16 protein-coding genes are annotated in these 19,889 nt (G+C 69.0%); 8 read left to right on the plus strand and 8 right to left on the minus strand.

All coding sequences use genetic code 11. From position 1 onward, the window contains the following. Window positions 1-21: 21 nt before the first annotated feature. Genes ACQ4L4_RS13955 through ACQ4L4_RS13965 form a run of 3 tightly spaced genes read left to right on the plus strand, consistent with a single transcriptional unit; the run spans window position 22 to window position 1,735 of the window. Window positions 22-771, plus strand: coding sequence for a DUF3106 domain-containing protein (locus ACQ4L4_RS13955; RefSeq protein WP_431104761.1), 750 nt, complete (start codon window positions 22-24; stop codon window positions 769-771). A gap of 9 nt (window positions 772-780) precedes the next feature. Next, complete coding sequence (locus ACQ4L4_RS13960) at window positions 781-1,332, plus strand: RDD family protein (protein WP_377152543.1); 552 nt, start codon at window positions 781-783, stop codon at window positions 1,330-1,332. Between the two features lie 25 nt (window positions 1,333-1,357). Next, window positions 1,358-1,735, plus strand: coding sequence for a diacylglycerol kinase (locus ACQ4L4_RS13965; protein WP_431104762.1), 378 nt, complete (start codon window positions 1,358-1,360; stop codon window positions 1,733-1,735). Between the two features lie 95 nt (window positions 1,736-1,830). Here the strand turns inward: ACQ4L4_RS13965 and ACQ4L4_RS13970 are convergent, their stop codons facing one another. Both ACQ4L4_RS13970 and ACQ4L4_RS13975 read right to left on the minus strand, forming a co-directional pair. Continuing rightward, the gene (locus tag ACQ4L4_RS13970) at window positions 1,831-2,169 is read right to left on the minus strand and encodes a P-II family nitrogen regulator (RefSeq protein ID WP_067275693.1); all 339 of its coding nucleotides are present in this window, start codon (window positions 2,167-2,169) and stop codon (window positions 1,831-1,833) included. 67 nt (window positions 2,170-2,236) lie between these two features. After that, window positions 2,237-4,342 carry an NAD(+) synthase gene (locus tag ACQ4L4_RS13975; protein ID WP_431104763.1) on the minus strand — a complete coding sequence of 702 codons (2,106 nt, stop codon included), beginning with the start codon at window positions 4,340-4,342 and terminating at the stop codon, window positions 2,237-2,239. A gap of 58 nt (window positions 4,343-4,400) precedes the next feature. Here ACQ4L4_RS13975 and ACQ4L4_RS13980 point away from each other — a divergent pair, with 58 nt between their 5' ends. Continuing rightward, window positions 4,401-5,621 carry a GNAT family N-acetyltransferase gene (locus tag ACQ4L4_RS13980; RefSeq protein ID WP_431104764.1) on the plus strand — a complete coding sequence of 407 codons (1,221 nt, stop codon included), beginning with the start codon at window positions 4,401-4,403 and terminating at the stop codon, window positions 5,619-5,621. Between the two features lie 25 nt (window positions 5,622-5,646). Here the strand turns inward: ACQ4L4_RS13980 and ACQ4L4_RS13985 are convergent, their stop codons facing one another. Then, window positions 5,647-6,894, minus strand: coding sequence for a glycosyltransferase (locus ACQ4L4_RS13985; protein ID WP_431104765.1), 1,248 nt, complete (start codon window positions 6,892-6,894; stop codon window positions 5,647-5,649). Between the two features lie 216 nt (window positions 6,895-7,110). After that, a complete protein-coding gene (ppa, locus tag ACQ4L4_RS13990; RefSeq protein ID WP_331614326.1) occupies window positions 7,111-7,650 on the minus strand; it encodes an inorganic diphosphatase in 540 nt (179 codons plus the stop codon). A gap of 257 nt (window positions 7,651-7,907) precedes the next feature. Between ppa and ACQ4L4_RS13995 the strand changes: the two genes are divergently transcribed. Beyond that, on the plus strand, window positions 7,908-10,994 hold the full coding sequence (locus ACQ4L4_RS13995) for a PKD domain-containing protein (RefSeq protein ID WP_431104766.1): 3,087 nt from the start codon (window positions 7,908-7,910) through the stop codon (window positions 10,992-10,994). 63 nt (window positions 10,995-11,057) lie between these two features. Here the strand turns inward: ACQ4L4_RS13995 and ACQ4L4_RS14000 are convergent, their stop codons facing one another. Further along, on the minus strand, window positions 11,058-12,011 hold the full coding sequence (locus ACQ4L4_RS14000; protein WP_431104767.1) for a 2-hydroxyacid dehydrogenase: 954 nt from the start codon (window positions 12,009-12,011) through the stop codon (window positions 11,058-11,060). Window positions 12,012-12,065: 54 nt separating this feature from the next. After that, the gene (locus ACQ4L4_RS14005; protein ID WP_431104768.1) at window positions 12,066-13,073 is read right to left on the minus strand and encodes a Bug family tripartite tricarboxylate transporter substrate binding protein; all 1,008 of its coding nucleotides are present in this window, start codon (window positions 13,071-13,073) and stop codon (window positions 12,066-12,068) included. 253 nt (window positions 13,074-13,326) lie between these two features. On the opposite strand from ACQ4L4_RS14005, the gene ACQ4L4_RS14010 reads away from it, so the two are divergent. From ACQ4L4_RS14010 to ACQ4L4_RS14020, 3 genes are all read left to right on the plus strand, one after another. After that, window positions 13,327-14,544 carry a citrate synthase family protein gene (locus tag ACQ4L4_RS14010; protein ID WP_431104769.1) on the plus strand — a complete coding sequence of 406 codons (1,218 nt, stop codon included), beginning with the start codon at window positions 13,327-13,329 and terminating at the stop codon, window positions 14,542-14,544. A 380-nt stretch (window positions 14,545-14,924) separates the two neighbouring features. Next, window positions 14,925-17,120 carry a sodium-translocating pyrophosphatase gene (locus ACQ4L4_RS14015; RefSeq protein ID WP_431104770.1) on the plus strand — a complete coding sequence of 732 codons (2,196 nt, stop codon included), beginning with the start codon at window positions 14,925-14,927 and terminating at the stop codon, window positions 17,118-17,120. 149 nt (window positions 17,121-17,269) lie between these two features. Continuing rightward, complete coding sequence (locus ACQ4L4_RS14020) at window positions 17,270-18,127, plus strand: J domain-containing protein (protein WP_377152525.1); 858 nt, start codon at window positions 17,270-17,272, stop codon at window positions 18,125-18,127. Between the two features lie 170 nt (window positions 18,128-18,297). On the opposite strand, the gene ACQ4L4_RS14025 is transcribed toward ACQ4L4_RS14020, so the two are convergent. Then, window positions 18,298-18,927 (minus strand): ABC-type transport auxiliary lipoprotein family protein, encoded by a 630-nt coding sequence (locus ACQ4L4_RS14025; protein WP_431104771.1) that lies wholly within the window; start codon window positions 18,925-18,927, stop codon window positions 18,298-18,300. Next, window positions 18,924-19,886 carry an MlaD family protein gene (locus ACQ4L4_RS14030; protein WP_431104772.1) on the minus strand — a complete coding sequence of 321 codons (963 nt, stop codon included), beginning with the start codon at window positions 19,884-19,886 and terminating at the stop codon, window positions 18,924-18,926. The genes ACQ4L4_RS14025 and ACQ4L4_RS14030 overlap by 4 nt, the downstream gene beginning before the upstream one ends. Window positions 19,887-19,889: the final 3 nt, after the last annotated feature.

A 19,889-nucleotide genomic window follows, 5' to 3' on the forward strand; every position in this document is an offset into this window, starting at 1 on the left:
AGCTCGGCAGCCGCCTGCTGCATGCTCGCGTTCAGCGCCGCGATGGCTTCGGCTCAGGACACCGCCGCGTCCGCGCCGGTCGACGGAGGCCCCTCGGTCGCCTCGCCCGCACCGCGCGCCTCGTCGCCAGCCAGACCCGTCGCACCGACAGTCACGCCCGGCGCACTGACCAGCAGCCAGAACTGGGCCTCGCTGAGCGCGTCGCAGAAGGAGGCGCTGACCCCGCTGTCCAAGGAATGGGATCAGCTCGACGGCGCCCGCAAAGGCAAGTGGCTGGAAATCGCCGCCCGCTATCCGACGCTGCCCGTCGAGCACCAGCAACGTCTGCGCGAGCGCATGGTCGAATGGACCAGGATGTCGCCAGCGGAGCGCCAGCGCGCTCGCATCGGCTACCAGCACGCGAACGAGCTCCGCGCGCCGGAACAGGAAACCAGACTGCGCGAGAAGTGGGACGCCTACCAGGCGCTGCCACCTGAGAAGCGCCAACGCCTGGTGGAGCGCGCCGCGGAGAAGGCCTCGGCTGCCGGGCGTGTCGCGCCCCCGACACCCAATCGCGCGAAGGCGCCGATCCAGCGCACGCCGCTGACCGCGACGACCGGCCCGACGATCGTCCAGGCCCTGCCCGGCGCCACCACGGTGCTGATGACGCAGCGCGCCGAGCCGCCGCTGCCCGGCGCCAGCGCCGCGCCCGGCCGGCCGATCCGCTCGCCGCGCGATGCGAAGCTCGACCCGGACACGCTGCTCCCACGGCGCGACGGAGCCAGCCGCTAAACTGGCCGGATGACCTCCGCCCCCGCCGCCGGCAAAGACACACCGCCGGGCCTGATGCGCCGCCTCGCCGCCTTCATCTACGAAGGCGTCGTCCTGTTCGGCGTCGTGTTCATCGCCGGCTGGCTCTACTCGACACTCACCCAGCAGCGCAATGCGCTGGTCGGTCAGCATGGCCTGCAGGCCTTCCTGTTCCTGGTGCTGGGCATCTATTTCATCTGGTTCTGGTCGCGCGGCGGCCAGACCGTGGCGATGCGGGCCTGGCACCTGCGCGTCGTCGACGCGAACGGCCGCCCGCTCACGCAAGCCCGCGCCACGGCCCGCTACCTGGCCGCCTGGCTCTGGTTCCTGCCGGCGCTGGCCAGCGTGCACCTGCTGGGCCTGGACCGCAGCACCGGGGCGATCTTCGGCGCGATGTTCGCCGGCATCGCCGGATACCTGCTGCTGGCCCGACTCCATCCCCAGCGGCAGTTCCTGCACGACGTGATCTGCGGCACCCGCCTGATCACGCAGTTGCCGCCGCCTCGGCCAAAGAAGTCCGCCGCGCTGCCGGCTGACTCCTGATCCCTCTGATCTCCCGCCCCCGACGATGAGCAACCCCCACAAGGGCCGCACCGGCCTGGATCGCATCCTGCACGCCGCCGGTTATTCCTGGGCCGGTCTGCGCGCCGCCTACCGCGGCGAAAGCGCCTTCCGCCAGGAGACCTGGCTGACGATCATCGGCCTGCCGCTCGCGTTCTGGGTCGGAAGGGACTGGGTGCAGGTCGCGCTGCTGGCCGGCTCGCTGATCCTGGTGCTGATCGTCGAGTTGCTGAACTCGGCGGTCGAAGCGGTCGTGGACCGCGTGTCGTTCGAGCTGCACGACCTCAGCAAGCGGGCCAAGGACATCGCCAGCGCCGCCGTGCTGCTGTCGCTGGTGCTGGCCGGCGGCATCTGGGCGGCGGCCATCTGGCAGCACCTGCGCTGACGCCATCGACACCCGAGCGCCTGAACGACGAAGGGCGGACGCCAACCGGCGCCCGCCCTTCCTTGTTGGTGCCGGACCCGTCGGGGTCCGCGCGGTCAGACCGCTGCTTCGTCCTGTTCGCCGGTGCGGATGCGGATGACCTGCTCCACGGCGGTGACGAAGATCTTGCCGTCGCCGATCTTGCCGGTCTTGGCGGCCTTCAGGATGGCGTCGATGGAGCGCTCGACCTCGTCGTCCTTCACGACGACCTCGACCTTGACCTTCGGCAGGAAGTCGACCACGTACTCGGCGCCTCGGTACAGCTCGGTGTGGCCCTTCTGGCGGCCGAAACCCTTCACTTCCGTGACCGTCAGGCCGGACGCGCCGACCTCGGCCAGCGCTTCGCGCACTTCGTCGAGCTTGAACGGTTTGATGATGGCGGTGATCTGTTTCATCACGGGGCTCCGAAAGGGGGATTGGCGGGCAGGACTGGCTGTGATTTAAGCACGGATCGCAACGACGTCAGTCCGGAATGCGGTCGAGTTCGGCGAGCCACACGGCGGGTTCCGAATCGCTCGGCGCGCGCCAGTCGCCGCGCGGCGAGAGCGACCCGCCACTGCCCACCTTCGGCCCATTGGGCACGCAGCTGCGCTTGAACTGGCTGCCGCGGAAGAAGCGGCTCACGAAGATCCTCAGCACGCGCTTGATTTCGGCGAGCGGGTACTCGTTGCGCTGGACGTGCTCGCCGTCGGGCCACTCGCCGCGCGCCCTGTCGCCCCAGGCGTGGCGCGCCAGGAACGCGATCTTGGCCGGCGAGTAGCCATGGCGGATCGTGTAGAACAGGTTGAAGTCCTGCAGCTCGTAACGGCCGATCTTGTCTTCGGTGCTCTGGAGACCGGAGCCCTCCACGCGCGCATCCTGCGGCACAAGTTCGGGACTGATCTCCGTGTTCAGGATATCGAGCAGCACTTCCTGCCCCGCGTGACCGAGCTGCGCCGTCTCCGCGACCCAGCGCACCAGGTACTGGATCAGCGTCTTCGGCACCGAAGCGTTCACGTTGTAATGCGACATGTGGTCGCCGACGCCGTAGGTGCACCAGCCCAGCGCGAGCTCGCTCAGATCGCCGGTGCCGAGCACCAGCGCCCCGGTGTGATTGGCCAGGCGGAACAGATGGCTGGTGCGCTCGCCGGCCTGGACGTTCTCGAAGGTCACGTCGTAGACCGGCTCGCCGGCGGCGTACGGATGCCCGAGGTCCTTGAGCATCTGCTCGCAGCTCGGACGGATGTCGATCTCGCGCGCCTCGCAGCCGATCTCGCGCATCAGGCGCAACGCCTGGTCACGCGTGCGTGTGCCCGTGGCGAAGCCCGGCATCGTGATGCCGAGGATGTTCGTCCGCGGCCAGCCCATCTGGTCCATCGCGCGCGCGGCGACCAGCAACGCATGCGTCGAGTCCAGCCCGCCCGAGATGCCGATCACCAGCTTGTGGATGCCACTGGACACCAACCGCTGCACCAACGCCTGGACCTGGATCTGGAAGACCTCGTTGCAGCGCTCGTCGCGACGTTGGCGGTCCGACGGCACGTAGGGGAAGCGCTCGATGCGGCGTCGCAGCGGCAGCGCCTGGGCGCGATCCAGTCCCAGCTCGAACTCGACCGTGCGGAAGGTCTTGAGCAACGGGGCATGTTGCCGCACCGAATCGCCGAAGCTCGTCTGCCGCATCCGCTCGCGCGACAGCCGCTCGAGGTCCACGTCGGCCGACACGAACTGCGAGCGGCGCTGGAAACGTTCGCTCTCGGCGAGGAAGCTGCCGTTTTCATAGACCAGTGCCTGGCCGTCCCAGGCGAGATCGGTGCTGGATTCGCCGGCGCCCGCCGAGGTGTAGACGTAGGCCGCCAAGCAGCGCGCCGACTGCTGGCCGACAAGCTGATGGCGATAGCTTGATTTGCCGACCGTGATGTTGGAGGCCGACAGGTTCACGAGCACGGTCGCGCCGGCCAGCGCGGCGTAGGACGACGGCGGGATCGGCGTCCAGACGTCCTCGCAGATCTCGACATGCAGACGCAGCAGCGGCTGGTCGGTCGCCGCAACGACCAGCCGCGTCCCGAAGGCCACGCGCTGGCCCAGCAAGGTGATCTCCTCGGAGATCGCCTCGTCGGCGGCATTGAACTGACGTGCCTCGTAGAACTCCCCGTAGTTGGGCAGGTAGGTCTTGGGCAGCACGGCCAGCAGCCGGCCACGCTGGAACACGACGGCGCAGTTGAACAGTCGATGCTCGATGCGCAGCGGCAGGCCGACGATCGCAACGGTGGGCAGGTCGCGGGACACGGTCAGCAGATGCGCCAGCGCCGCCTCGCAGCCGTCGAGCAGCGGACGCTGATGGAAGAGATCGTCGCTGGTGTACGCGGCCAGACCGAGCTCGGGGAACGCCGCGACCGCGGCACCGTCCGCGGCGGCCTCGCGCAGCAGCTGCGCGGTCTGCTCGCCGTTGAAGCCCGGATCGGCCACGCGGCACAACGGGATGCCGACGGCGATGCGGGCGAAGTCGTGGGTGTAGAGGTTGTCGAAGGACGGCGCGGCGGAAGGGAACGTCGTTGCGCCAGTCGGGGTGGAAGTCGTCGTCGCTTGCATGGGAAGCATCCTGCCATCAAAGCGAAGGGTTTGAGCTTGCGCCTAAGATTTGCCGCGCATGACTGCCCCGCCCTCGCCTCCTCCCTCCGCCGACGTGCCGGAACACGACGTCGCCCAGCCGCTCATCCGCGTCGACGACGATCCCGCCGCACTGCCCCGCGATCAATGGAACGCCCTGCTCGCCGCATCGCCGCTGCCGTCGCCGTTCATGAAGCTCGAGTACCTGAGCGCGATGCACGCGTCCGGCTCCGCGGTGCCGAAGAAGGGATGGCAGGCGCAGTTCCTCAGCGTGTGGGACGGCGACGAACTGATCGCCGCCTGCCCGGCTTACCTGAAGGGCCACTCGTACGGTGAATACGTGTTCGACTGGGCCTGGGCCGATGCCTACGAGCGGCACGGGCTCGCGTACTACCCCAAGCTGCTGGTCGCCGTGCCGTTCACGCCGGTGCCGGGCAGCCGGCTGCTGGCGAAGGACGACGCCGCGCGCGAATGGCTCGTGAAGGCGCTGAAGGCACTGACGGCGCGCTCGGAGCTCTCGTCGGTGCACGTCCTGTTCGGCGACGACCAGGACCAACGGGCATTGACGAGCGACGATTGGCTCGCGCGGCAACAGGTGCAGTTCCACTGGACCGGTGACGGCGTGCCGCGTCCGTTCGCGGAGTACCTCGCGACGCTGCAACGCGAGAAGCGCAAGAAGATCCAGCAGGAGCAGCGCAAGGTCGTCGATGCCGGCGTCCGTTTCGAGGCGCTGCGCGGAGCCGCGATCGCGTTGGAGGACTGGGACTTCTTCTACAAGTGCTACACGCTGACCTACCTCGCGCATCGCAACAAGCCTTACCTGACGCGCGACTTCTTCGCACGGATGGCGACGGACATGCCGGAGCACTGGCTGATGTTCATCGCGCGGGATGCGCAGGGCGAGCGCGTGGCCGCGTCACTGGTGGCGATCGACGAGTCGCAGCGCGCGGCGTACGGGCGCTACTGGGGCTCGACGCGCTACATCCCCAACCTGCACTTCGACGCGTGCTATTACCAGCCGCTGGCCTGGTGCCTGGAGAACGGCTGGCGCCGCTTCGAAGGCGGCGCGCAAGGGGAACACAAGATGGCCCGCGGCCTGATGCCGGTGACGACGTACTCGGCGCACTGGCTGGCGCATCCGCAGTTCCGCGAGGCGGTCGCGGACTTCCTGGCCCGCGAGGGCGAGGCGATGGGCGAGTACATCGACGAACTCGAACGGCATCAGCCGTTCAAGGCCGCGGCGCCGGGCGACGCGGCCTGACAAGGACGGACGCGACCGACCGCGTTCAGCTCGTCCTCGTCGATGTCACCAGGCGTGGCTGCGTGCGCACGGCTTCCCCCGCGTGTTCGCGGAAGAGCTTGGCCAGCCTGGTCGCGGCCTCGTCGACGTCATGCCGCGCGAGCACGCGCACGCGCGCCGCTTCGCCCATGCGCTGGAGTTCTGCATCGTCGAGCTGCAGGCAATCGATCATGGCCTGCGCCAGCGGTTGAGGATCGCCGGCCGGCACCAGCCAGCCGTTCTCCGGCCGGACCAGTTCCGGGATCGCCGCGATTGCGGTGCTGATCACCGGTCGGCTCAAGGCCATCGACTCCATCACCACCACCGGCAGGCCTTCCGCGAAGCTCGACACGACGAGCGCCCGCGACGCCAGCATCTCCTCGCGCACCTGGTCGCTGCTGATCCAGCCGGTGATGCGCACGCGGTCGCGCAGGCGCAGCGCGTCGATGCGCGCCTCGACCGGCTCACGCAGCTCGCCGTCGCCGGCCAGCACCAGTTCGAAATCGATGCCCTTCGCCGCCACCAGCGCGGCCGCTTCCAGCATCAACAGGTGACCCTTCTGCTCGCACAGCCGACCGACGGCCAGCAGACGGCGGCCGCTTGCCGGCGCGGCCGCCTTGGCATGGAACGCCGGCTCGACGCCGCAAGGCACGATCGGCACCTTGGACCAATGCGAGTGATCCACCCACCGGTAGATCTGGCTGCGGCAGAACGACGAGATCGCCACGACGAACCGCGAGCGGCGGATCTTTTCGCCCAGATGCAGCATCTCGGGCCGGTCGAACTCCTCGGAGCCGTGGCAGGTGAAGCTGTAGCCGGGACCGCCCAGCGCCTCGATCAGCGCGGCGACTTCGGTCGCATTCGTCCCGAAGTGCGCGTGCACGTGGTTCACACCTTCCGCGCGCAGCAGCGGCACGGCCAGGCAGGCTTCCGCAAGATAGATGAAGTGCACCGGCAGCGGCCGGTCGGCGCGACGTCCCAGCTTGAAGGTCAACGCCAGTGCGGACAGGAACTTCGCCGGCGAGGTCAGCGCCTGGCGCGCCATCGCCTTCAGCAGCGGACCGACACCGCCGCGCAGCAGGTAGTGGGTGCGCGACTTCTCGTCCTGGTCGGTGGGATCGGGGGCGGCATCGTCCCAGCCACGCACGGCCAGCCGCATCACGTCGACGCCCTGCTGCTCCAGCGCCAGGATCTCCCGGCGGATGAAGGTGTGGCTGACCTTGGGATAGTGATTGAGCAGGTAGGCGACTTTCACGTGACGATACTTCCGTGGTGAGGTCGCCCATTTTGGTGCCGCACGCACCAGTACACAACGTCAATCCCCAAAGCGGGGACATCTCAGTTGTAACGCACCGTCATGGCATCGTGTTTGCCATGCGGACATTCTTGCGGTCAGAAATGAAAAAGCGCCCACATGGGGCGCTTGTCGTCCTGCGGCGAGCCTTGCGGGCCCGACGCTCCGGTCCCGCGATCAGGCCTGCTGGGCCTTCGCGTAATTCGCCATGCCGTCGGTGATTTCCTTCTTGGCGGCTTCCGGGCCTTCCCAGCCCTTGACCTTCACCCACTTGCCGGCTTCGAGGTCCTTGTAGTGCTCGAAGAAATGCTGGATCGCCTTGAGGCGCATCTGGTTGATGTCCTCGGGCTTGGTCCAGTGCTCGTAGATCGGCAGGATCTTGGTGGTCGGCACGGCCAGCAGCTTGGCGTCGCCGCCGGCTTCGTCGTCCATCTGCAGCACGCCGATGGCGCGGCAGGTCACCACCACGCCCGGGGTCAGCGGGAAGGGCGTGATCACCAGCACGTCGACCGGATCGCCGTCGTCGGCCAGCGTCTGGGGGACGTAGCCGTAGTTGCACGGGTAATGCATCGCCGTCGTCATGAAGCGGTCGACGAACAGCGCGCCGCTTTCCTTGTCGACCTCGTACTTGATCGGGTCGGCGTTCATCGGGATCTCGATGACGACGTTGAACTGCTCGGGCGCCTTCGCGCCGGGGGTGACTTTGTGCAGGCTCATGGTGGTGGACAGCGGTGAAAGCGGGGGAATCCGGAGCGAACCGGAGAAGCCGCGATTCTAGAGGTTCCCCTGATACCGGCCTGACGGCGGCCGCGCCCCCGCGTTCGCGGGGGCGGCATCCCCCATCGGCCGGAAGGTTTGCGCCGCTGCTCGTGCAGAATCCGGCCCGCCCCGTGTGCCAACTTCGTCACACGCAGGAAACAAACAAGACGGATTCGGCGCCGGCTGCGCCTGTGAGGGAGGTTTCGATGCTCGGGATGAATGTCTTGCGCGCGCCCGGTCGGGCGGCGCGGCTGCTGGCTGTCGTGGTCCTGATGGCGCTCGCCGCATGCGGCGGCGGTGGCGGCGGTGGCGCAACCCCCCCGCCCGTCGCCACCACGCCCCCGCCCGTGCAGCCGACCCAGCCGCCGCCGGAGCCTCCGCCCCTGAGCGTGTCGATCGCCACCGTGTCCGGCACGCCCGCACTGGTCGGCAATGGCATCCAGTTCACCGGCAACGCCAGCGGCGGCACTGCCCCCTACGTCTACGCCTGGAGCTTCGGCGACGGCGCCTCGGGCACAGGCCTGAGCGCAGAACATGCCTACGTCGCGTTCGGCAGCTATGCCGTCACGTTCCACGTCACCGACGCCCTCGGCAAGACCGCGCAGTCGACGACCAACGTCGTCGTCGAGTCCGCCACCGGTCTGGCCATCGTCACCGAGCGCACCGACTACACGGTCGGCCAGACGGTCAAGCTGCGGGCCTCGTCGAGCTGGCGCATCGGCACTGAAAGCTATGAGTGGGATCTCGGCGACGGTCGCCGGGTCAGCGGCGAGAGCGTGGAAGTCGCCTACGCCTCCAAGGGCCAGTTCACCGTGTCGCTGGCCGGCGTCTTCGGCCCGAACGCCAGACGCACGGCGAGTGCGACGATCAACGTGTCCTACGACGCGCTGGCGCTGACCATGGCCGCGCCGGACTTCATCTATGCGCAGCTGTCGACACCGCTCACCTTCACGCCGGCATTGACGAGCGGGGAATACATCCTGCTCCAGTTGGACGACGGCACGCAGGGTTGGTATTACCCGGGGTCGACGGGCTATGCCTTCCCCAAGGCGGGCACCTATCAGGTGAAAGCCACGCGCACCAACCCGACGGGCGCGACCGCGACGGCCACCATGTCGGTCACGGTGCTGCCGGCACCGGCGCCCTCCGGACTCACCCTGACGCATGCGCAGGTGACGACCAAGCCCGCCGAGGCCAGCGCCGGCGTCTCGTTCACAGTGGGCGTCGCCGCCGACGCGGGCAACTACGGCGTCCTCTACGCGTTCGACTTCGGGGACGGCAAGACGTCCGATCCGGCGTTGGGCTCCTGGTTCACCCACACCTACGCCGCCGCCGGCAGCTACACGGTCACGGTCACCGCGACGAACGCGTACGGTCGATCAACGACGGGCACCGCCACGATCGGGGTCGGCCCGCGCCAGGCGCTCAAGCTGCTCGCCGGTGACGGCGTCATCAACACACGGATCGACGGCCCCGCGCTGTCGGCCCGCTTTAGGGAGATCAGCGGTCTCGTCTTCGACGCCGCCGGCAACCTCTACATCAGCGATGCCGGCAATTCGGCGGTCCGCAAGCTGACGCCGGGCGGCACGGTCTCCACGATCGAGGCGCTCTCAGGCTGCGGCTATTACGGCGGCTGGGGCCATTCGATGATCGCCCCGCGCGACGACGGCGTGCTCGACGCGTTGATGTTGACTTGCGGCGGCCTGACGCGGCTGGCCGCGGACGGCACCACCGTGCTCAAGCGCGACGGGTTTTCCTACGGCACGGAGATGTCCGTGACCGGGATGGCGCGCACGGCCGACGGCCGACTCACGCTCGGCGGCTCCGGCGTGATCCGGCGGTTCGAGGGCAACGGCACGATGACCTATCTCGCGGGTTCGCTCAACAGCAGTTCCGGCGCCGACGGCCAGGGGGCGGCGGCGGGCTTGGGCTACTCGATGCGGCTGCGATACGGCCCGGACGGGCTCCTCTACGTCTCCGACGGCTACCGGATCCGCACGGTGACCGAGAACGGCACCGTCAGCACGCTCGCGGGGCGGCTCGCGACCCCGCACGCCACCGTGGATGGACAGGGCGCGGCGGCCGACTTCGAGTGGATCGAAGACATGGCGATGGCACCGGACGGGACGATGATCGTGTTGCAGTCCAACGGCACGCTCCGCAAGGTCACCGCGTCCGGCGCGGTGTCCACGATGCCGGTATCGCTCGCCGTGGCGGGCGATCCGTCGGCGATCCCCAGCGCGGTGGCGGTGGGTCCCGACGGCCTGATCGTGGTGGCCGATTCGCACGCCAACATCGTCCGTCGCGTCAATGCCGACAACACCTTGACGACCATCGCCGGCACGCTCCCGATCCTCGGTCGCGTCGACGGCCTGCGGGATGCGGCGGCCTTCTCGCGGCCGCAGGGCATCGCGCAAGGCCCCAGCGGCGCGCTCTACGTCGCCGACTCCGGCAATCGGGCGCTGCGCAAGATCACGCTCGATGGACAGGTCACCACGCTGGCCGTGTTCTCGGGCAACTCCGTCCAGATGTACGGCTCCCATCCTTATTGGCGCGGCGTGCCGGACCTCGGCGGCGTCGCGGTGGATGCCCAGGAGAACGTCTACGTCGCGGACGCCTTCATGAACGTGGTCCGCAAGGTCGCGCCGGACGGCACGCAGAGCATCGTCGCGGGGCGGGAGCGCACGATGGGTTATGCGGACGGGACCGTCGCGCAGTCGCGCCTCTATGCGCCGCTCGGGGTCGCCGTCGACGCAGCCGGGAACGTCTACGTGTCGGACTTCAATCACGCCATCCGCAAGGTGACGCCGGCCGGCATCGTGTCCACGATCGCGGGCATCGCCGGCTACGTGGGCAGCCAGGACGGCATCGGGAGCGGCGCGACGTTCAATTTTCCGAGCCATCTGGTGGCGGCCGCGGACGGTACGGTGTACGTGACGGACTACGGCAACGGCACCGTGCGCAAGATCGCGCCCGACGGCAGGGTCACGACCGTCGCGGGCCGCCTCTACGCTTCTTGCCAGATCGACGGACCGATCGGCACCAACTGCATCTGGGAACCCCTGGGCCTGTCGCTCGACCACGCCAGCGGCGAGCTCTACCTCACGGGTCAGGCGGGCGTGTTCCGTTTGCGGACCGACGGCTGGCTTGAACGGGTCATGGCGAGCGACCGGTCGCGTCGGACCGTGGCGGGTTATCTGCCCAGCAGCATCAGCAGCGCGGAAGGCGTTGCCGTGCTGAGCAACGGCCAGCTCGCGATCACCTCGGAGAACGCGGTTCTGGTCACCAGCTTCGAGCGCTGAACGACGCTGTCTATCGCATCGGCGCCGGTCGATGCGATGGATGCAGCGGTGCGCGCTTGTGCCTCAGGTCGTCAGGCTGTGCGTCGGCCGCTGACCGGCCAGCGCCTGCGCCAGGCTCTCCAGCACCATCCGGCCCATCGCGGCGCGGGTCTCCTCGGTCGCGCTGGCGCGATGCGCCTGCAGCACGACGTTGTCCAGGTCCAGCAGCGCCGGCGGCACGTTCGGCTCGTCGGCGAAGACGTCCAGCCCCGCGCCCGCGATGCGCTTCTCCTGCAGCGCCTTCACGAGGTCGGACTCCTTCACCAGACGGCCGCGCGCGACGTTGATGAGGAAGCCACTCGGCCCGATCGCGTCGAGCACCGTCGCGTCGATGAGGTCGCGGGCCTTGTCCGCCGCGGCGCAGACGATGAGCGCATCGCTGTCGCGGGCGAGTTGCACGAGGTCTGACTCGAACGCCCACGGCACGCCGGCGATCTCCTTCAGGTCGGTGTAGCGCACCGGGCAGCCGAAGGCGCCGACGCGCTCCGCCACCGCGCGGCCGACCCGACCGAGACCCACGATGCCCACGCGCATCCCGCTCACGCGACGCGCCAACGGGATCGCATTCGGCTGCGGGAACTTGGGCCACAGGCCGCCGCGCACGAAGCGGTCGACCGACGCGACGTTGCGGGCGGTCGCCAGCAGCAGCGCCAGCGCCATGTCCGCGACGTCCTCGGTCAGCGCGCCGAAGGTGCCGGTCACCGGCAACCTGCGCGAGCGGGCGTACTCGATGTCCACGGCGTCCGTGCCGACGCCGTTCACCGCGACGACCTCCAGCGCCGGCAGCCGCTCCATCATCGAACGCGAGATGCCGGTGTGCCCGCCGGTGATCACGCCGCGCAGGATCGCGCCGTGCGTCGCGAGATAGGCGTCCGGATCGGACTGCTCGAAGAGCCGGTGCATCGTGTACAGCGCGTCCAGCTCCGCGTTGATCGCGGGCACGAGGATGGGATTGAGTTGCAGGATGTTCGGCTTCATGGCGTTCTCTACTTCAGGAAAGATCGGAAAAGATTCATTCGGGCTCAATCGGGCTCATTCAGGCTGGATGCCAGCCGTCTTGATGACGGCGCCCCAACGCTTGTATTCGGCGGCCTGGAAGCTGGCGAGTTCCGCCGGCGTCGACGTGAACGGCTCCATGCCGTTCTGCTCGACGAAGCGCTTCACCGGCTCCGCGGTCATGGCCTTCTGCATCAGCGCGTTGATGCGCTCGACGACGGGCGCCGGCGTCCCCGCGGGCGCGTAGACCGCGTTCCAGTAGCTGATCTCGTAGCCGGGCAGGCCGGCCTCGGCGATGGTCGGCAGGTCCGGCACCAGCGGTGAGCGCTTCGGGCTGCTCACGCCCAGCGCCTTGAGCTTGCCGGCCTTCACCTGCGGCAGGCTGGTGGTGAGGTCCACGATCATCAGATCCACCTGACCGCCGACCAGATCGACCATCGCCTGCGGATTGGCCTTGTAGGGCACATAGGTCAGCTGCGTCTGCGTCATCTGCTGGAACAGCTCCGCCGCGACGCGCGCCGACGAGCTGCCGGCGCCGAAGGTGAGCTGCTGCTTCTTCGCGATCGCGCTGAGCTCGGTGACGTTGCGTGCCTGGATGCGCGGATTCGTCACCAGCAGCAGATAGCCCTTCACCAGTGCGCCCACCGGCGCGAAGTCCTTCACCGGGTCATAGGCGAGCTTGCGGAACAGATGCGGATTGGCGGCCTGCGTCGTGTTGGTCGTGATGAAGAGCGTGTAGCCGTCCGCGGCCGAGCGCGCCACCGCCTGCGCGGCGATGCCGCCGCTGGCGCCGGCCTTGTTCTCGACGATCACCGGCACCTTGGTCGCGGCGGTGATCTCCGCGCCGAGGGCGCGCGCCAGGCCGTCGGTGGTGCTGCCAGGGCTGGAGCCGACCACGAGGGTGATGGCGCGGGAGGGGAACGTCTCGCCCTGCGCGAGCGCGCCGAAGGAGGCCGAGGACGCGAAAAAGGCGAAGGAGGCGGCGGCCGCGAGGGCGAACGAGGCCCGGCGTCGGTCCGGCTGGAAGCGAGGGATGCGGTTCATGCGGTTGTCTCCATGGAAGGGGCATGAGGGCCGGCATCGCGGAGGCTTCTGGGCGGTCTCCGTCGATGTCGCGTGGACTCATGCTGGCAGCGCGAAAACAACTGGTCAATATTGATGATCAATATCAATCTGAGGCACGGGTACTCCCATTGATTCGACTCAATCGACCCAATGACCGGCGAACGTCGGAACCTGGACAGGACTTATGTTGATGAATACATTGACGACATCAACGACACGAGACCATGCCCCGATGGCCGCCTGGATGACCCTGGATGAAGCACGCGACGCGCTGGGCGTGCGTGCGCAGACGATCTACGCCTACGTGAGCCGCGGACGCATCGGTGTCGAGCCCGATCCGCAGGACTCGCGTCGCAGCCTGTACCGCGCTGAAGACGTGAAGGCGCTGGTACGCCGCAAGGAGACGGGGCGCACGCGCGAGACGCTCGCCGCGACGACGCTGTTCGGCGCCGAGCCCAGCATCCCGACGGCGGTCTCGACCTTCTCGGGCGGACGGCCGTTCTACCGCGGCGTCGATGTCGTCGAACTGGCCGCGACCGCAACGCTGGAGGATGCGGCGAGGCTGCTGTGGAACGTCGAGACGCCGCCGGCGTTCCCGCGCCCCGCGGTCGCATCGGGCTCGCCCTCGCGCGCCGCGCTCGATGTCGTCGCCGCGCTGCCGAATGGGCGCGCCCGCGCATTCGCCGAACTGGCGGCGCTCACCGCCACCGGACATTCGACGCGCGGCCGCGTGCCGCGCGTGCTGATCGAGGAAGCGTCGGCGCTGGTCGGTCGACTGGCCGTCGCCTTCGGCGCCTCGGATGAGGAGGCGATGCCGCTGCACGAGCGCCTCGCCCGCGGCTGGGGCCAGCCGCGGGCAGTGGCCGCGCTGCTGCGCAAGACGTTGGTCCTTGCGGCGGACCATGAGATCACGAGCTCGGCCTTCTCCGCACGCATCACCGCGTCCACCGGCGCTTCGCTGCCGGCGTGCCTGCTCGCGGGACTCACCACCTTCTCCGGCCCGCTACACGGCGACGCCTCGGGACGCGTGCGCACGCTGTTCGACGAGGTCGAGCGCGACGGGGCCGATGCCGTCGTCGACCGCTATCTGGCTTGCGCGATGCCGCTCCCCGGCTTCGGTCATCACATCTATCCGGACGGCGATCCGCGCGCGGCGTCGCTGATGGCGGACTTCAAGCCGCCCGCCGCGATCGCCCGCCTGATCGAGCGCGTCGTCGCGCTGACGGGCCTGCCGCCGTCGATGGACGTGGCGCTGGCCGCGCTCGTCGCGCGTTACAAGCTGCCGCCGGACGCCGGGTTCGCGATCTTCGCGATCGCGCGCAGCGTCGGTCTCCTGGCGCACAGCATGGAGCAGCTCGCCATCGATTCGGTGATCCGTCCGCGCGGCCGCTACATCGGCCCCAGCGCTGCGGGCCCGGTCGATCCCCGCAAGGAACGTCGCAAGCGTTGACGGGGCGGTCCTCGGTCCGGAGAAGCCGGCGGAGCCGGTGCCCCTCGGAGCGAATTCCGAGCGGCGAGGAGGAGATTGAGCGCAGAGGGGCACCGGCTCCGCCGGCTTCGGGCGCAGCGCACCGGCTGCGTGTAAAGGTAACGTGACGAGGCACATGACATGCCCGGGGCCAGTCGTTGCCCCTGTCCTGTCGCGCGCCCCTGCAAAGCCTGACACCCGCCTTGCAAAGCCCGTGAATCCGCTGGTAAACGCTCATGCCATGCACTATTCACGGCCTTAGCATCGATCGACGGACTGTTGCTGTTGCGTGCGCGCAGGCCCGGCGCCCGCTGGATGGAACCGTCTCACGGATCAAAGAATCAGCGAGAGGAGACAACCCTATGTCGACGAGTTTGGCGCTGTACTTCGCGCTGGCCTGCGGGCTGGCGGCGGTGCTTTACGGCTTTATCCAACGCAGCTGGATCCTGAGCCAGGATCCCGGCAATCCCCGCATGCAGGAGATCGCCGGCGCGATCCAGCAAGGTGCCGCGGCCTATCTGGCGCGGCAGTACCGCACCATCGCGATCGTCGGCGTCGTGCTCGGCATCCTGATCGGCGTCGCGCTCGACTGGAAGACGGCCTTCGGCTTCTTCATCGGCGCACTGCTGTCCGGCGCCTGCGGCTTCATCGGCATGAACGTCTCGGTGCGCGCCAACGTGCGCACCGCGCAGGCCGCGACCAAGGGCATGGCGCCGGCGCTCAACGTCGCGTTCAAGGGCGGCGCCATCACCGGCATGCTGGTCGTCGGCCTGGGCCTGCTCGGCGTGGGCCTGTTCTTCATGTGGGTCAGCGACAGCGGCACCCGCGCGGACAGCCAGACGCTGAAGCCGCTGCTGGGCCTGGCCTTCGGCTCGTCGCTGATCTCGATCTTCGCGCGGCTGGGCGGCGGCATCTTCACCAAGGGGGCCGACGTCGGCGCCGACCTCGTCGGCAAGGTCGAGGCCGGCATCCCCGAGGACGATCCGCGCAACCCGGCGGTGATCGCGGACAACGTCGGCGACAACGTCGGCGACTGCGCCGGCATGGCGGCCGACCTCTTCGAGACCTATGCGGTCACGCTGATCGCGACGATGGCGCTGGCGGCGCTGACCTTCGGCGGCATGTCCATCGCGGCGATCGTCTATCCGCTGGTGCTGGGCGGGGCGTCGATCATCGCGTCCATCATCGGCTGCAGCTTCGTCAAGGCCAGCCCCGGCATGAAGAATGTGATGCCGGCGCTCTACAAGGGCCTGATCGTCGCGGGCGTGCTGTCGGCGATCGCGTTCTGGTTCATCACCCGCGCGCTGTTCCCGCAAGACCTGACGCTGCCCGGCGGACAGACGATCGGTGCCACCGCCCTCTTCCTGTCCTGCCTGGTCGGCCTGCTGCTGACCGCGGCGATGGTGTGGATCACCGAGTACTACACCGGCACCAACTACAAGCCGGTGCAGCACGTCGCGCAGGCGTCCACCACCGGTCACGGCACCAACATCATCGCGGGGCTGGGCGTGTCGATGCGATCGACGGCGTGGCCGGTCCTGTTCGTCTGCATCGCGATCCTGGTGGCGTTCAAGCTGGCCGGGCTCTACGGCATCGCGATCGCGGCGACGGCGATGCTCAGCATGGCGGGCATCGTCGTGGCGCTCGACGCCTACGGCCCGATCACCGACAACGCCGGCGGCATCGCCGAAATGGCCGACCTGCCCGCCAGCGTGCGCGACATCACCGACCCGCTGGACGCCGTGGGCAACACGACCAAGGCCGTGACCAAGGGCTATGCGATCGGCTCCGCGGGCCTGGCGGCACTGGTGCTCTTCGCCGACTACACCCATGCGCTTGAGCAGCGCGGACTCTCGGTCAGCTTCGACCTGAGCAACCACATGGTCATCGTCGGCCTGTTCATCGGCGGGCTGATCCCCTACCTCTTCGGCGCGATGGCGATGGAGGCGGTCGGACGCGCCGCGGGCTCGGTCGTTGAGGAAGTGCGGCGCCAGTTCCGCGAAATCAAGGGGATCATGGAAGGCACCGGCAAGCCCGAGTACGGACGCGCCGTCGACATGCTCACCGCCGCGGCGATCAAGGAGATGATCGTGCCGTCGCTGCTGCCGGTGGTGGTGCCGGTCGTGGTCGGACTGGTGCTCGGACCGGCCGCGCTGGGCGGGCTGCTGATGGGCACCATCGTCACCGGGCTGTTCGTCGCCATCTCGATGTGCACGGGCGGCGGCGCCTGGGACAACGCCAAGAAGTACATCGAGGACGGCCACCACGGCGGCAAGGGCTCCGAGGCCCACAAGGCCGCCGTCACCGGCGACACCGTCGGCGATCCCTACAAGGACACGGCGGGACCCGCGGTCAACCCGCTGATCAAGATCATCAACATCGTCGCGCTGCTGATCGTGCCGCTGCTGCCCACGGCCGGGATCAGCGGCCCCGCGGCGGGCGCGCACACGCCACCGGCCTTGACCGCGCCGGCCCCCGATGCCTCAGCGCCCGCGGGCGTGCCGGACGCGGTGGCCAGCGGGCCGACGGAAGCCGCCAGCGCGGCCTCCGCGCCCTGACGGTCAGGCCGACTGGGCGAGGCTCGCCCGAGCCTCGGTGAAAACGCTGAGAAAAACAGCCCCGCGAGGGGCTGTTTGCGCTTTGAAGGGTCATGCGCTCACGGCAGAATCGGCTGTCGATACCAGAACGTCCAGGGACTTCGCTCAACATGCTCAGCCAGGCCATCACGCCGCGCGAATTCGAACGCCGCCGCGAGCAATTGGCCGAGCTCCAGCGCTACCTGGCCTCGCAGGAATCCGAGTACGCGGAATGCCGCCAGCGCATGCAGCGCTTCGTCGACCGTTACGTCGCCGCGCTGGGTCCGTTGTACATGGAGCTGGACGCGCTCGAATCGCAGCTCTACTGCGCGATGCGCTACCTGCACGACGCGCTGGCCCGCAACGGACTGGATGTCCGCGCCCTCGATTCGCCCCGCGCCACGGCCATGCCGCAACTGCCGGTGCTGCCGGCCGGCGCCCCGCTCCCTGCCGAGCCGGAAGGCGGCCTGGTGCAGGTCGGTCCGCCGCCGCTGAAGACCCTCTACCGCCGTGCCGCGAAGCGGCTGCATCCGGACCTCGCGCCGGACGATGCCGAGCGCGTGCATCGCGAACGCAAGATGGCCGAGGTGAACGAGGCCTATGAGGCCTGCGATCGGGATCGTCTCGAAGCGCTGCTGCTGGCTGCCGGGGAGAGCCTGGTGAAGGTTCGCGGCGGCGATGCGGACGCGGTCATGGAATGGCTGCGCAGCGCGGAGCGTTCGGTGCAAGGGCGGCTGCGCGTCGTCCAGGCCCACCTGGCGCTACTGAAGAGCCACACGATGCATGAACTTGGCGAGTCGATCGAGCGCGCCGAGAAGCGCGGCCTGGATCCGCTCGGGATCATGGCCAATCGCCTGCGCGCCCAGATCACCGAACGGCGGCAGGAGCTCTACATCGGCCAGCGCCTGCAGCCTGCCTCGAGCATGGCCGAGGCCTTCCTGCGCCAGCGCCAACAGCGCATGGGTGGCGGAATCGCCGCCTCTCACTGAAGACTCAGCCCCGCCTCTCCGCTCCTCGCCTCTCAAAAGTCCTCGGTAGCAAAACCGAGGAAGTACGGCAGTGGTTGGGGACGGCTGTGCTTGGGGTTTCGGAGCTTGCCTCCGGGGCCCCATGCACAGTCGGCCAACGCACCGCCGGGTGCAGGTGGGCAGCCTGCCGCTCAGCGCCGCCCCCGCGCCTGAGGCACGCGGGGAGACAAGGTCGCCGCCCAGGCCGCGATCTCCGGTCCGAGCGCATCGACCGCGGCCGCGGTCGCCTTGACGGCGCCTTCAGCGCTCGCGCCAGCGGGTTCCGACCGATCGAACGCGCGCTGCGTGCCGTCCTCGGCGGTGGCCATCACCCGCACCTGCACGTCGCTGCGCGAGGCGCTGGAAAAGTTCTGGAGGCTCTCTTCAAGCTCCAAGGTCACGCTGATGGCCACTTGCGGATCGGCGCCTGCGGCGACGGGCGCACGTGCGATCTGCTGGCGCAGCCGCGAGCCGACGAGCACCGGGAGCGGTGCCGCCCAGCGCGAGTCGCGGTAGACGCGCCGCGCATACGGATCGGAGTCGACGAGCCGGTAGGCGATGCCGGTGCCTTGCAGCGTCTCTGGCGCGGTGACCGCCTGGAGTTCGACCCGCTTGGCCAGCGTGGTCTGCTGCGGCCACGCGGGCGCGGGACCGAGGTCCATCTGCGTCGGCGCCGGCGGCCGGCTGCCGCAGGCGCTCAGCATTGCTGCGAGCGCCAGTCCGCCGAGCAGCGCCGCGCGGCGCACGCCGCCGGTCCGCGGAAGTTCGATGTGGTCGTTCATTTCTTCGCTCCCGCCTCGAATCCCGTCTCACCGGGTCCGGGCGCACCGGGCGTCGGCCCGAGGATCAGGCTCTGCGGTTGATCGCCGATGTTCTGTGCCGCGCGCTCCAGGGCGCGCGCCGCCGCCGACAGATCGTCCAGCACCGCGCGTTGACGCGGCTTGTCCGCCGAGCCCACCAAGGACAGTTCCACGCGGCGCAGCGTGCGCTGCAACTGCACCGCCGCGTCGCCCAGTTGATCGATCGCAGCCGCCTTGCCCTTGTATTCGTCGACGAGTTCGCCGCCCTGCTTCGCCAGCGTGTCGACGTTGCCCAGCGTGTTCCGACCCGCGACCATCAGTCCGTCGGTGTTCTTCACCAACCCCGGCAGCGCCTGCGCCGTCGGCCGCAGCTCCTTGACCAGCTCATTGAGCCCCGCGGAGGCCTCGTTCAGTTGCGCCAGGGTCTGGCTCAGCTGCTGCTGGTTGCTGTCGCTGAGCACCTTCTGGATGCGGTCCATCGTCGCGAGCGCACCAGCCGCGAGCTTCGGTCCCGCGTCCTGCAACTGGTCGAGGAAACCGGGGGCGAGCGCGATACGTCGCGTCTGCAGCACGCTCTGCTTCGGATCCGTCGGATCCGGCCCGTCGTACAGGTCGATGAACGACAGCCCGGTGATGCCCTGGTAGCCCAGCTTGGCCTGCGTCCCCGGCGCGATCGGCGCGTCCGAATCGACCTCGATGTCGACGAGGATCTGCCGCGGCTGCGCCGGATCGAAACGGATGGTGTCGACCTTGCCCACCTGCACGCCGCGCAGCTTCACCGGCGCCTTCACATTGAGCCCCGGTACACCCGAAGCGGTCACCACGGTGAAGGTCTGCGTGTCCCCGCGATCGTCGCGGAACCACAGGATGACCACCACCAGCGCCGCCCCGAGCAGCAGCACGAAGAGGCCTGTGGCCAGTGCATGTGCCTTGTTTTCCATGTG

This window comes from Roseateles noduli (genome assembly GCF_050626985.1).
GTDB classification, from domain to species: domain Bacteria; phylum Pseudomonadota; class Gammaproteobacteria; order Burkholderiales; family Burkholderiaceae_C; genus Roseateles; species Roseateles noduli_A.

Bases quoted from the DNA above. Each gene is read 5' to 3' on its own strand.
- ACQ4L4_RS13955 (WP_431104761.1), top strand. From the start codon at position 22: ATGCTCGCGTTCAGCGCCGCGATGGCTTCGGCTCAGGACACCGCCGCG.
- ACQ4L4_RS13960 (WP_377152543.1), top strand. From the start codon at position 781: ATGACCTCCGCCCCCGCCGCCGGCAAAGACACACCGCCGGGCCTGATG.
- ACQ4L4_RS13965 (WP_431104762.1), top strand. From the start codon at position 1,358: ATGAGCAACCCCCACAAGGGCCGCACCGGCCTGGATCGCATCCTGCAC.
- ACQ4L4_RS13970 (WP_067275693.1), bottom strand. From the start codon at position 2,169: ATGAAACAGATCACCGCCATCATCAAACCGTTCAAGCTCGACGAAGTG.
- ACQ4L4_RS13975 (WP_431104763.1), bottom strand. From the start codon at position 4,342: ATGCAAGCGACGACGACTTCCACCCCGACTGGCGCAACGACGTTCCCT.
- ACQ4L4_RS13980 (WP_431104764.1), top strand. From the start codon at position 4,401: ATGACTGCCCCGCCCTCGCCTCCTCCCTCCGCCGACGTGCCGGAACAC.
- ppa (WP_331614326.1), bottom strand. From the start codon at position 7,650: ATGAGCCTGCACAAAGTCACCCCCGGCGCGAAGGCGCCCGAGCAGTTC.
- ACQ4L4_RS13995 (WP_431104766.1), top strand. From the start codon at position 7,908: ATGAATGTCTTGCGCGCGCCCGGTCGGGCGGCGCGGCTGCTGGCTGTC.
- ACQ4L4_RS14000 (WP_431104767.1), bottom strand. From the start codon at position 12,011: ATGAAGCCGAACATCCTGCAACTCAATCCCATCCTCGTGCCCGCGATC.
- ACQ4L4_RS14005 (WP_431104768.1), bottom strand. From the start codon at position 13,073: ATGAACCGCATCCCTCGCTTCCAGCCGGACCGACGCCGGGCCTCGTTC.
- ACQ4L4_RS14010 (WP_431104769.1), top strand. From the start codon at position 13,327: ATGGCCGCCTGGATGACCCTGGATGAAGCACGCGACGCGCTGGGCGTG.
- ACQ4L4_RS14015 (WP_431104770.1), top strand. From the start codon at position 14,925: ATGTCGACGAGTTTGGCGCTGTACTTCGCGCTGGCCTGCGGGCTGGCG.
- ACQ4L4_RS14020 (WP_377152525.1), top strand. From the start codon at position 17,270: ATGCTCAGCCAGGCCATCACGCCGCGCGAATTCGAACGCCGCCGCGAG.
- ACQ4L4_RS14025 (WP_431104771.1), bottom strand. From the start codon at position 18,927: ATGAACGACCACATCGAACTTCCGCGGACCGGCGGCGTGCGCCGCGCG.
- ACQ4L4_RS14030 (WP_431104772.1), bottom strand. From the start codon at position 19,886: ATGGAAAACAAGGCACATGCACTGGCCACAGGCCTCTTCGTGCTGCTG.